This window comes from Streptomyces sp. NPDC048057 (genome assembly GCF_040653095.1).
Lineage (GTDB): Bacteria > Actinomycetota > Actinomycetes > Streptomycetales > Streptomycetaceae > Streptomyces.
On record NZ_JBEZNF010000020.1, the window covers coordinates 118,426 to 129,351 of the forward strand.

At 72.1% G+C, this 10,926-nt stretch carries 11 protein-coding genes and 1 pseudogene; 5 read left to right on the top strand and 7 right to left on the bottom strand.

The genetic code is table 11. From position 1 onward, the window contains the following. Nucleotides 1-2 precede the first annotated feature (2 nt). Together AB0E05_RS23685 and AB0E05_RS23690 are read right to left on the bottom strand one after the other, a co-directional pair. Complete coding sequence (locus AB0E05_RS23685; RefSeq protein ID WP_361966667.1) at nucleotides 3-1,244, bottom strand: glycosyltransferase family 4 protein; 1,242 nt, start codon at nucleotides 1,242-1,244, stop codon at nucleotides 3-5. A 390-nt stretch (nucleotides 1,245-1,634) separates the two neighbouring features. Continuing rightward, entirely contained in the window at nucleotides 1,635-2,612 is a 978-nt protein-coding gene (locus AB0E05_RS23690; RefSeq protein WP_361966669.1) for a DUF3068 domain-containing protein, read from the bottom strand. 369 nt (nucleotides 2,613-2,981) lie between these two features. On the opposite strand from AB0E05_RS23690, the gene AB0E05_RS23695 reads away from it, so the two are divergent. Next, a complete protein-coding gene (locus tag AB0E05_RS23695) occupies nucleotides 2,982-3,134 on the top strand; it encodes a hypothetical protein (RefSeq protein ID WP_361966671.1) in 153 nt (50 codons plus the stop codon). A 126-nt stretch (nucleotides 3,135-3,260) separates the two neighbouring features. Continuing rightward, nucleotides 3,261-4,451 carry a helix-turn-helix domain-containing protein gene (locus AB0E05_RS23700; protein WP_361966794.1) on the top strand — a complete coding sequence of 397 codons (1,191 nt, stop codon included), beginning with the start codon at nucleotides 3,261-3,263 and terminating at the stop codon, nucleotides 4,449-4,451. A gap of 13 nt (nucleotides 4,452-4,464) precedes the next feature. Here the strand turns inward: AB0E05_RS23700 and AB0E05_RS23705 are convergent, their stop codons facing one another. Further along, complete coding sequence (locus AB0E05_RS23705) at nucleotides 4,465-4,587, bottom strand: hypothetical protein (protein WP_361966673.1); 123 nt, start codon at nucleotides 4,585-4,587, stop codon at nucleotides 4,465-4,467. Nucleotides 4,588-4,790: 203 nt separating this feature from the next. Here AB0E05_RS23705 and AB0E05_RS23710 point away from each other — a divergent pair, with 203 nt between their 5' ends. After that, the gene (locus AB0E05_RS23710) at nucleotides 4,791-5,885 is read left to right on the top strand and encodes an endonuclease/exonuclease/phosphatase family protein (protein WP_361966676.1); all 1,095 of its coding nucleotides are present in this window, start codon (nucleotides 4,791-4,793) and stop codon (nucleotides 5,883-5,885) included. Between the two features lie 32 nt (nucleotides 5,886-5,917). Here AB0E05_RS23710 and AB0E05_RS23715 read toward each other — a convergent pair whose 3' ends face one another. From AB0E05_RS23715 to AB0E05_RS23730, 4 genes and pseudogenes are all read right to left on the bottom strand, one after another. Further along, complete coding sequence (locus tag AB0E05_RS23715; RefSeq protein ID WP_361966678.1) at nucleotides 5,918-6,826, bottom strand: hypothetical protein; 909 nt, start codon at nucleotides 6,824-6,826, stop codon at nucleotides 5,918-5,920. Then, nucleotides 6,823-7,860: an SPFH domain-containing protein gene (locus AB0E05_RS23720; protein ID WP_361966680.1), complete on the bottom strand. Its 1,038-nt coding sequence runs from the start codon at nucleotides 7,858-7,860 to the stop codon at nucleotides 6,823-6,825. Before AB0E05_RS23720 ends, AB0E05_RS23715 begins: the two co-directional genes overlap by 4 nt. Nucleotides 7,861-7,978: 118 nt before the next feature. After that, nucleotides 7,979-8,167 carry a hypothetical protein gene (locus AB0E05_RS23725; protein WP_361966682.1) on the bottom strand — a complete coding sequence of 63 codons (189 nt, stop codon included), beginning with the start codon at nucleotides 8,165-8,167 and terminating at the stop codon, nucleotides 7,979-7,981. A gap of 92 nt (nucleotides 8,168-8,259) precedes the next feature. Then, nucleotides 8,260-8,808: pseudogene (locus AB0E05_RS23730) on the bottom strand (YciI family protein). A gap of 147 nt (nucleotides 8,809-8,955) precedes the next feature. Between AB0E05_RS23730 and AB0E05_RS23735 the strand changes: the two are divergent. Beyond that, complete coding sequence (locus tag AB0E05_RS23735; RefSeq protein ID WP_361966684.1) at nucleotides 8,956-9,267, top strand: hypothetical protein; 312 nt, start codon at nucleotides 8,956-8,958, stop codon at nucleotides 9,265-9,267. Nucleotides 9,268-9,417: 150 nt separating this feature from the next. Next, nucleotides 9,418-10,848 (top strand): hypothetical protein, encoded by a 1,431-nt coding sequence (locus tag AB0E05_RS23740; RefSeq protein ID WP_361966686.1) that lies wholly within the window; start codon nucleotides 9,418-9,420, stop codon nucleotides 10,846-10,848. Nucleotides 10,849-10,926: the final 78 nt, after the last annotated feature.

Genomic DNA, 10,926 nt, shown 5'->3' on the forward strand with positions numbered 1-10,926 from the left:
CCTCACCTCCGCCGGGGGTGCGCAGCGGCCCGCGGCGCGATTCCCGCGCCCGACCGGGGCAGGCCGGCCGGACCGCACTGCCCTTGGCCCTGGCCGTGCCCTTGGGCGGCGGCCTCCACGGCGACGTCGCGGAACGCCCGTACCGTGTTGGCCCAGGTGTACTCCGCGGCCAGCTCCCGTGCGGCCCGCCCCATCGCCGACCGGCGCTCCTCGCTGAGCGCGAGTGAGGACCAGGCGGCGGCGAACGCGCTCTCCCCGCGGGCCAGCACCCCGCTCACCCCGTCGGTGACCGAGTCCCGCAGCCCCGGTACGTCGAAGCCGACCGTCGGGGTCGACCGGATCGCGGCCTCCGTGACCACCAGGCCCCACCCCTCCACGGCGGAGGGGTGCAGCAGCAGCCAGGCCGAGCAGAGCAGCCGGTGCTTCTCCGCCTCCGTGACGCGGCCCGCGAACTCCACGCCGGCGCCGGCGAGCTTCGTCAGCCGGCCCCGCTCCGGGCCGTCGCCGACGATGACGAGCCGGCCGCCGGTCACCGGTCTGACCCGCTCCCACAGCCGCAGCAGCAGATCGATCCGCTTGTACTCCACGAGCCGTCCCATCGCGAGGAACAACGGTTCGGGCGAGCGGGGTTGTTGGGGTCCCGGCGCCTCGACACCGTTGTGCACCACGCGTATCCGCTGCTGGTCGACGCCGATGTCCGCCAGCGCCCCGGCCGTGGACGGGGACACCGCGACCATCAGGTTCCGTCGCTGTGCCTCCTTGAGGGCGAAGTGCTCCAGCCGGCGCCCGAGGCGACCGGCGGGCGCGAGGGCACGGCCGCCGAAGCGCATGTCCCACAGGTCGGTGTGGACGTGGTTGACCAGGCACAGGGTCGGACCGCGATGCCACAGCGGCGCCAGATAGGGCATGCCGTTGCACACCTCGACCAGCAGGTCGCACGCGCCGACGTGCTGGGCGAGGGCCTTGCGGGCCCGCAGGAAGTGACCGAGGTCGCCGCCGGCCGACACCACGCGGTAGTCGCGTCGGGCGGTCGGCCCGCCGCAGACGAGCGTGACCTGGTGGCCGAGTCGGGTGAGCCCGTCGGCCAGCTTGTCGACCAGGATCTCGGACCCGCCGGCGGCGGGATTGCCGAGATCGCGACGGGAGAGGAACACGATGCGGCGCGGCTCGGTGGGCTGCGCCACATGAGGCTGAGCGGGCCGCGGACCGGCCGTGCGCAGCGAAGCGGGCACGTGCTGGGGCATTGGTGCTCCGACTCGTCTCAGGGGGCGGATCCGTGCGGCGGTCGTGGTGCGGGATCACTCTCGGCACGGGAGGGCGGAAGGAAAGAGGGTGGGGACGTAGGGGTGGCACGGGCGGGGCGGTACTCGGGGACGTGCACACGGCGGTACGGAGGTCGAACGGGTCACGACCGGGGCCGGTCCGGGACCGTGCCGAGTACTGCTCGGCGCGGTCCCGGCGGGGTTCCGGCTCCGGGGCGAGCCGGCCCCGGAGGGTGCCGGGGCCGCTCGGATGTGCTGGGGTCATGCACGGATGGTGTGTTCGGGTGGGTGGATGGACAGTTTTCGCCCAGCAGTTCGCTGCGGCTACTCACCGGGGTGACAAGTTCGGCACCTGTTACCGGCCGTACTTCATCAGGCGGTGACAGATTCCGGTGCCGGGGTTGCTGCTGTGGTCACAGGACGCCCCCGGGACACCATGACCACGCCCGCCACGGCCAGCAGCAGCCCCAGTCCGCCCGCCCCCGCGGGCGCCGTCACGCCCACCAACTGGAGCTTGTCGTTGTCGGCCTTCGCCAGCTCGACCTGCTTCTTCTGCGTCTCCTCGGTGAACGCGATGCGGTCGCTCTTCAGCAGCACCACGGCATCGGACTTCGCGCCGGGCGCCCGCAGCGTCTTCTTCGGCCCGATCGCCGCGAACAGGATCCGCCCGGTCTTCTGGTCCGCGACCAGCTCGATGCGGCCGTTGGCGTACCACTCCTCGGCGTGGACCTGACCGCGCTCCGGCTGGCCGACGAGCACGCCCGGCACCTGCCGCGTCCCGGTCTTCACCGGGGCGACCGAGCCGGTGAACAGGTATCCCTCGTGCCCCTGGACCTTCGCCTTGTCCTTGAACGTGAGTTCCACGGTGCCGCCGAGCGTGCTGTCCCACCAGCGGTACGCGCGCTGCTTCACGTCGAACGGGAACTTCAGGTACGCCTCGCCCTCGAATCGGGGGGTCTCCCCGCAGCAGTGCACGGGGGCATTGGTCTTCCGATCGGTCACCCAGCGTTCCACCGTCCACTGGAACGCGTCGTGCGGATCGGACGCGGGCAGGGTGTCGTCGGTGTCGACGCTCGTGGACACGTCCCAGATGGCCCGGCCGCTGTCCTCGCTGTCGGCCACGTCGCCGCGGACCTTCCGGGTGATGGTGAGCTTTGTCTCATCGACGGTTTGGACCTTCTTGGCGTCGAAGTAACTGCCCTGACCGGTGAAGACGGTGGTCACGTCGGTGTCGATGGGGGTGCGCTGGGCGCGCGGCTCGACATACCAGGCAAGCATCGCGGCCAGCACCAGCAAGAAGGTGCCGATGCCCAGTAGAACGAGCGAAAGGGGTGAGGTGGTACGTCGCATCCGGGCACTCCAGAAGGGTTCGAGACGGCTCGACACGGTGGCGGAAACTCTCGGAAAAACTCGGAAAAACTCGACAGGAAACAGAGGAAGAAGCAGAGGTCACGAGGTGACGGAACGTGTGCGCGCGGGTGGAAAAAGTGCAGCCGCGGTATGGGCCGGGAACCGTAAGCGCACCCTTGACTAGGTGTCAATGCATTGCAGAGACTGAACCCCTGCCGGTCGGGGCCGGCACGCGCCATCACGGGAAGCGGGAAGCACGACCGGGACCCGCGACCGTTCGCGATCAGGGGACTCGTGAGCACTGGCGCGGATCGTGTGGATCATCCAGGGTGGGAACGACCTTTCGACCGGAAAGGCTGGACCCCCAGCATGCCCAGACTGCTCGCCGCCGCACTCACCGCCGTGGCCGCCGCGGCCCTCGCCGTGGGCGCGGCCCTCGGTGTCGTCGCCCTGCTCGACGCCACCCCGGACCAGCCCAACACGCCCCTGGTCACCTATGAGACGGCCCCCCGGGAGCGCTGACCCGTGCCCTCCCCCATCCCGGCCGTCGACCCCCCGGGCGCCACCGCGGCCTCCGTCGGCGCGCAGGACCGCACCGCTCCGCCGCTCGGAGCCCGTTCGGCCTGGCACGACGTACCGCGCGGCAAGGTGCGCCAGTTCGCGGCACTCGCCATCGCCGAGGCCCCCGCTCTGGCCGAGGAGATCCTGCGGGAGATCCGCCGGGAGTACCCGCACGTCCCGGTCATCCTCGACGACTCCGGGGAACCCAAGTCCCTCATCGGCATCCGGCGCGCCATCGAGATCTTCGTACTGCACCTAGAGACGGCCGAGGACCGGCCCCGCGTCCACCCCGAGGTCTTCCAGGACTTCGGCCGCGGCGAGGGAATCGGAGGTCGCAGCCTCGACTCGCTCCAGGCCATCTACCGTCTCGGCGTCCGCCTCACCTGGCGGCGCCTCGCCGAGATCGGCCAACGCGTCGACATCCCGCCGCCGGCCATGTACGAACTGGTCGACGCGGGTTACGAGTACCTCGACGGCCTCGTCGACCAGTCGGTGCGCGGCTACGCGGAGGCCGCCGCCCGGCAGGCCGGTGAACTCCTGCGGCTCCAACGCGAGCTCATGGAACTCCTCCTCGCCGAACACCGCCCCCGCTCCGCCGCCGGCCCGCACGAGATCGCCGCCGCCCTCGCGGAACGCGCCGCGCGGATCGGCTGGCCACTGCCCACGAAGGTCGCCGCGGGGGTGCTGCTGCGCCCCGCCCGCCAGGCCGTCGCCCCCGCCGTGGGCCAGGGCGTCCTCCTGGACATGGAAGCCGAACAGCCCCGCATGGTCGTCCCCGACCCGGACGCGGCGGGCCGCCCCGAACTGCTGCGGCGCGCCATGACCGGCTGGGCCGGCGCGATCGGCCCACCGGTCCCCCTGGTCGACGCCGCCAAGTCGCTGCGCTGGGCGGAGGCCGCCGTACGCCTCATGGAACGCGGTCTGCTCCCGGCCGGCGAGGTGCTGCACTGCACCGAGCACACCGAGGCACTCGTGCTCCTCCAGCCGGAAGAACTCATCGACGACCTGGCCCGCCGCGCCCTGGCCCCCCTCGCCCACCGCGGCAGAACCCACGCCCGCCGCCTCGCCGAGACCCTCCTCGCCTGGCTGGAGACCCGCGGCGGTGCGCCCGAGATCGCGGGACGCCTCGGGGTCCACCCCCAGACCGTCCGCTACCGGCTCCGCCAGATCCGCGAGCTGTGGGGAGACGAGATCGACGACCCCGACCGCCGTTTCGAACTCGAACTGGTCCTGCGGGCCCAGCGGTTGCGCGGGGAACTGGGCCGCTACTCGCCCTGACCCGCGGGGCGGGTCACCCCGCCTTCTGGGCCCACGCCGCCCACGCCTGCGGGAACTCACTCTGCTGCTGCTCGGTGAACTTCGCCTTGTCGGCGTCGTCGGCCGCGCCGTTCAGGACAGCGAGAAACTCACCCATGGCCGGAGGGTGGCCCAGGTACGGAAGAGCACGCCCTGGCTTGACCGGTCTCCAGACACAACGGGTGCGGCCACTCATGAGCATTCAACATCTGACGTTGCGCCTTGGTTCATGTCTCATACACAACAGACCACGACAGTGTGTCCCGGCCCGGTCCGCACCGTGACCGGGCCATGGATGCAGGCAACATCTGGAGGTCACTGATGGTCAGGCGTCGCGAGTTGCTCGGGATGGTCGGCGCGACCGTCGGAGCGGGAGTGCTGGCAGTGGGCACGGCCGAGGCCGCCCCGCAGGACGCGCGGAAGCACCGCGGACCCTCGCACCGAACGCTCAAGGTCATGCAGTTCAACATCTGGCTCGGCGGCAGCCGGGTGCCGGGCGGTCGGGCGGGGATCGCCGACACCATCGCCGCGGTCGAACCGGACGTGGTGATGCTCAGCGAGTCGAACCCGGAGCGGGTCGCCAACCTCCTGGCCGATCTCGCCGACCGCGGGCTGACCTACTTCGACAACCAGAACCCCGTCGACCCTGCGGTGATCTCGCGCTACCCGATCGTCGAGCACGCGTCGTTCCCGTACTGGTCGAAGGCGGTCGTCTCGGTCGACGGCACCGAGGTCGCCGCGTACTCCGGGCACCTGGAGTACCGCTACTACGTCAACTACCTGCCGCGCGGCTACGGCGGCGGCACTCCGTCGCCCCTGGAGACCTCCGAGTACGGCTGGGGCGAGATCCCGACCGGTCCGATCACCGACGTCGACCTGATCACGCGGCTCAACACCGCCTCGGGACGCACGAAGGTGACGAAGACGGTCCTCGCCGACGCCGCGAGGGAGCGGGCCAAGGGCCGGCTGACGCTGCTGGCCGGTGACTTCAACGAGCCCTCGCACCGGGACTGGAACCACCGGACCCGGAACCTGTTCGACCACAACGGCGCCGTCGTCCCGTGGTCGACGACGAAGGCGATCGAGGACGCCGGCTTCCGCGACAGCTACCGCGTCATCCACCCGGACCCCGTCCGCAAGCCGGGCTTCACCTGGCCGAGCGACAACCCGGGCGCCGACGTCGGTCAGCTCACCTGGGCGCCGAAGGCCGACGAGCGGGACCGGATCGACTTCGTCTTCTACCACCCGGACCGGCGGATCCATCTGCTCGACAGCGTGATCGTCGGGCCGTCCAGCACCATCGTGCGCGGCAAGCGGGTCGAGGAGACGGGCAGGGACAAGTTCTGGGAGCCCACCTGGACCTGGCCGACCGACCACAAGGCCGTACTCAGCACCTTCCGGGTGACCACGCGCTGAGCGGGCTTGACGTCGAACCCGCGAGATCTGGATCAGACGAGGAGGCGCAGTCGTAGGTCGGCGAGTCCGACCCGGATCGTCTGGCCCCAGGTCAGTTCGAGGGCATCGGTCTCGACTCCGTCGCCGAAGGCGACGAGCCGGTCCGATTCCACGACCAGGCGCAGGTGGTCGCCGTTCGTGAGAGCTCCTTGGACGAGCGTGGTGTTGGTCGTGGGTGAGGGCCATGCCTCACGGACGAACCAGAGGAGTCGGGGGTCGGTGGGGGCGGGCAGGGCCGGCGGGCCGGAGCGTTCGCGCCACAGGGAGCGCAGCCAGCCGGTGGCTCCGGTGCCGGTGCCGACGAGGACCCCGGAGGACGCCTGGCTCTCCTCGGGCGCGGCGGGGTCGGGGCGGGTGGCGGTGGCGAGTCGGTAGCGGGCGGTCTGGTGGCCGGGGGCGCCGAGGTAGATCTCGTTGAGCGCGCGGATCCGCTGGGTGTCGTCGGCGACCGCCTCCACCATGGTCAGTTCGTCGAAGGCGGCGTCGGGTCGGACGGCCGCGGTGAGCAGTCGGGCCGTGTCGGCGGGGCGGTGGCGCACGAGGACGCCGAGGCCGCGTCCGGGTTCGGGGTCCACGCCCACGACGGGCTGTCCGGTCAGGTACTTGGCGGTGTTGGCGACGAGTCCGTCCGCGCCGACGACCACGACGACGTCCTCCGGGCCGAACAGGAACCGGTCGAGGTCGGCTCGCTCGACCCGGGCCCGACGCCAGTGGAGGGGGACGGCCGCCTCGACCGCGGCGAGGGTGCGGCGGGCCCGGGCGTGGCGGGCCGCCACCGGTTCGAGGTCGCGGCCCCGCGAGGTGAGGAAGAAGGCGGCCTGTCCGGCGGTGCCGTGCCGGGCCAGCAGTTCCTCGTACTCGGTGGTGCGGTGGACCAGCACGGCCCGTGGGGCGAGGCTCACTCCGCCGCGCCCTCGGTGGGCGTCCGCCGCGGGTCGACGGGCGGGCGGCCCAGTCGCTCCACCAGGCCGGTGAGCACGTCCGGGGTGACGGTCAGGTGGTCGATGCGCGGCAGGTTCTCGGCGAGTCGGGCCGCGGTGAGGGCGTGCAGGACCGCGGGGTCCGTGTCGGCGTGCGCCTTGAGCCAGGCGGCCTCCGCCCGGGCCCTGGCCTCGCCGGCTTCCCGGGCCGCCTCCGCCTGTGCCTTGGCGAGTCGGACGGTGCGGGCGGCTTCGGCCTCGGCGCGGATCGCGTCGGCGGCGGCTCGTTCCTCGGCTTCGCGGCGGGCGTTGGCACCGCGCTGCTCGACCAGGCGTTCCTCCTGTCGGGCCAGTTCGATCTTGCTGGCCAACTCGTTCTCGGCGATGGTTCGTTCGCGTTCGACGGCCACCGCGCGGCGCTCGTAGGTGGCCCGGTCGGCTTCCTGCTGGACCCGTTCGCGGGTGGGGGTGCGCAGGGCCCGTTCGACCTCGGGTTCGGGGCGGACGGCGACCACCCGCACCCCGACGACGTGCAGTCCGGTGGCGGCGAGCCGTGGTTCGTCCCCCAGGCCGGCGGTCATCCGGTCCCGCACCGCGGCCACCCCGTCCGTCAACGCGTCGGCGAGGGGGGTACGGGCCAGCACGGCGAGTGCGTGCTGTTGGGCCGTTTCGGAGAGCAGGGTGGAGAGTTGCTCCAGGGGCGATCCGCGCCAGACCCCGGTGTCGGGGTCGATGGAGAAGTCGAGCCGTTCGGCGGCGAGCGCGGGGTCGGCGATCCGGTAGGTGACGGTCGCCTGCACGGTGACGTCCTGGAAGTCGGCGGTCCGGGCGTGGAAGGCCATGGACTCCTCCCGGTCGTCGACGGGGACCTCGGAGAGCGCCGCGGTGAGCGGCCGGTACCAGAAGCCGAGGCCGGGGCCGTCGTGGACGAGGCGCCCGCTGCGGTGGTGACGGATGTGGGTCGTGGGAGCGGAACGCAGATGGCGCCAGCCGAGGCGCCTGGTGATGTCGGCCATGCCGCACCTCTTTTCGTCTCCTCGACGCTAACGGGTCCGGATCATTCTCGTCAAGGTGACGAAATAAAGGGTCGTCCTTCCCCGCGAGGTGTCCGGCGCGGCCTTCGCCGATGGGGACTCACAGCGGGGTCGGCAGGTCCATGAGCGCGAGTTTCGCCGGGTCGACCAGGGCGGTGATCTCGGTGATGCGGCCGTCGGTGACGGTGAAGGCGAGGAGGGACAGCGGGGCGCCGTCCTCGTTCCAGGAGAGGGCACCGGGGCGGCCGTTGACGGTGGCCGCCTGTCCTCGTGCCGCGCTACCGGCCACGCGCGCGCGGGAGGCGACTTCGGTGGCTCCCAGCGTCTGAAGGCGGTACTCGGATGTCTCCGATACCGCCTGCGACCCGCGGATGACCTCGGCTAGGACGAACGTCCGCCGAACTGCCAGTTGTGCACCTCGATGTCGGCGTACCGGTCCGGGGTCAGGACGGCACGTGCCGTGTCCGGGGCCGGTGCTCGGACCGGCGCCGCGGTGCCCAGCCAGGTGGCGCCGTCGTCGGACAGCAGCGGTCCGTAGGCGATCAGCTCGTCCCGGTCTCGCGGCACTTCGAGGTCGGCGGCCTGACCGGTGCCGAGGCCGAGTACCAGGTACCGGTTGCCGCCGGTCCGGCCGCCGGGAAGTCCCCCATGGTGCGGCCCGGGGTGTTGCGCCACCGTCGTAGCAGCACGTCCCGGTAGGCGCCGGCCTGGTAGTTCGGCTCGTCGAAGGCGAAGGTGCGGGCAGCGGCGGGATCGGGCAGGTCGACGATGTGCACGCTTCCGGTGGGTGTGTCGCCGTCGTCGGCGAGAGTCGGGCCGCGGGCGATCATCTCCTTCGCGTACCGGTCCATGTGACCAGTGTTCTTCCAGCAGTTCTTCGCGCAGTGGCAGGGAGGCAGGCCGGTCGCGGTGGTAGCAGAGGAACTCCATGCCTAAAGATCTCTTCCAGGAGGTGATCGGGTCGAGCGGGTTTCCCCGCGATCGCTGGTCCGGAGACCTCCGCGAGGTGGCTGGGGCGGGGGCGTCGGGCTGCCGGTGACCACCAGGGGTGTCAGCGCGGCAAAGTACCTTCCGCTCATGACGACGACACTCCCGGTCTACCCGTGGACCGACGGTGAGGGCGAAGAAGGTTGGTTCGAAGGAATCGACGTGTCCTTCGACACCTGGAAGTACGACGAGGAGATGCCCTTCGATGATGCCGAACTGGTGTGGCAGGAGCTCCTCGACCGGCTGGTGGAGGAAGGTGTCAGCCTGACCACCGAACAGCAGCGGATCGTGCGTCCCGTCTTCGACAGGCTCTGGGCCACCCATGCCAACTATGCGGTCGTGCATCCCGACGAAGAACAGCTGATGGTGCCGGACGGCGGCGAGCCGCTCCCCACGTCCTGAAGGGGCCGGTGAGAGGGCGCCGTGGCTCAGAGCCCGGGAGCGGGGCGGGAAAAACTCCTGGCCATCGCTGCAACCGGGCGCTACGATCGCCGCGATGACCACTCAATCGATTGTCAGATGGGGGGCTCCCACCGCGCAAGGTGAGTGCTGATGCCCACTCACACCGCGCGGGGAGACTCCTTCCTCGCCCTCTGGCGGCGCGTGCGCGAGTTCGCCGTACCGCCCTCCATGATCGAGACCGCCACCGCCCGCCGCACCGCTGGTGACTGGGCCGGGGCATGTGCGGCGGCCGGCGTCGACGTCGACGTCCAACTCGGCACGATCAAGCACTCCCACGGCACGGACGTGGCAGCCCGGCTCCGCGCCGACCTCCGCCACCTCGCCCCCGATCTGCTGCGCTGGCACCTGCCCCGCATCGCTCCCGACGGACTGCTGCGCCCGGGGCTGACGCTGACCCTGACCCGCTACGACGTCGGGGCGCACCACGGGCGGCGACCGCTGCACCTGGTGGTGCGGACGCCGCCGGCCTGGGCGGACGCCGGCCAGCGGATCGCCCTCGGGGTCTGGGACGGCGACCGCCTCGACGCCGGTGCCCGCCGCCATCCGCACCCCAGGCCGCACCGGCGCCATCGCCTCGATCTGCACCGGCACTTGTGGGACGCACGCCGAAGCGACGAGTTGCCCTCGCGTTGCGGGGCCGACCGGCCGCCCGGTGCCACTGCGCAGGATCCGTGCGGCCCCGACCTGGCGGAGCTGGTGCCCGACGGGTACCCCTTGGCCGTCGACCGTTGGGCGGCCGAGGCGGGGATCGTGCTCGACGCTGAAGAGCGCACGGCAGGGACCGTCGTCGTACGGCTCGGGGCCCAACGCCGGCTGGCCCTGGACCTGCTCCGGGACGACGATCCCGGCTGGGGCACGGACGGTGGCGGGACGCGCCCCGACGGAGCGCCCCGGTGGCGGATCACCGCGGTGTCGGCGCGGGCCGGCGGCTCGTCCGCGCTGCCGACCCTGCCCGACGCGGCGACCTGGACGCTCCCCGATCTCCAACTGCTCCGCGCCGGTCTGCTCACGGTCGACTCCCTGCACCCCTTGGTCGCGTCGGCCCTTGCGCCGGGGCGTGCGTCGACCGGACCCGCACCCGTCCAGGACCCGCCGGGCGGGACGTACCACGTCGACTGCCGGGGCGCCCGCCATCGGATCGCCCTGGTCGACGGGGTGTTGGCCCCGCTCGACCACGGCCCCGACGAGATCCGGCGCGAGGAACTGCTCGTCGCGCTGACCGGCACCCCGCTGCCCTGCCTCCGGGCGATCGACGAGGCGCACCGGCGCCCGGACTGTCTCCCCGGGGTCCGCGAGCGGCTGGACCACGGCGACTTCGCCGGGGCGTTCGCCGTCGTCGAGGCCCTGTTGGGGCCCGGCGCGGTACTGCGCAGCGGCCCGCTGCGGGACGCCCTGGAAGGGGCGGCCCGGCGGCGGATCGCCTACGGCCTGTACCGGACGGACCTGACCGGCTCCGTTCCCCGCCCCGAACGCCAGCCGCGCCAACACCGCACGCGTCCGCGCCACGCCACGCTGCGCTGACGCTCCCCGAGACCCACCTCTCCTTCCTTCTTCTTGCCCCTGCTGCTTTCGCACCGCGCGCCCACACGCGTGCCCGGA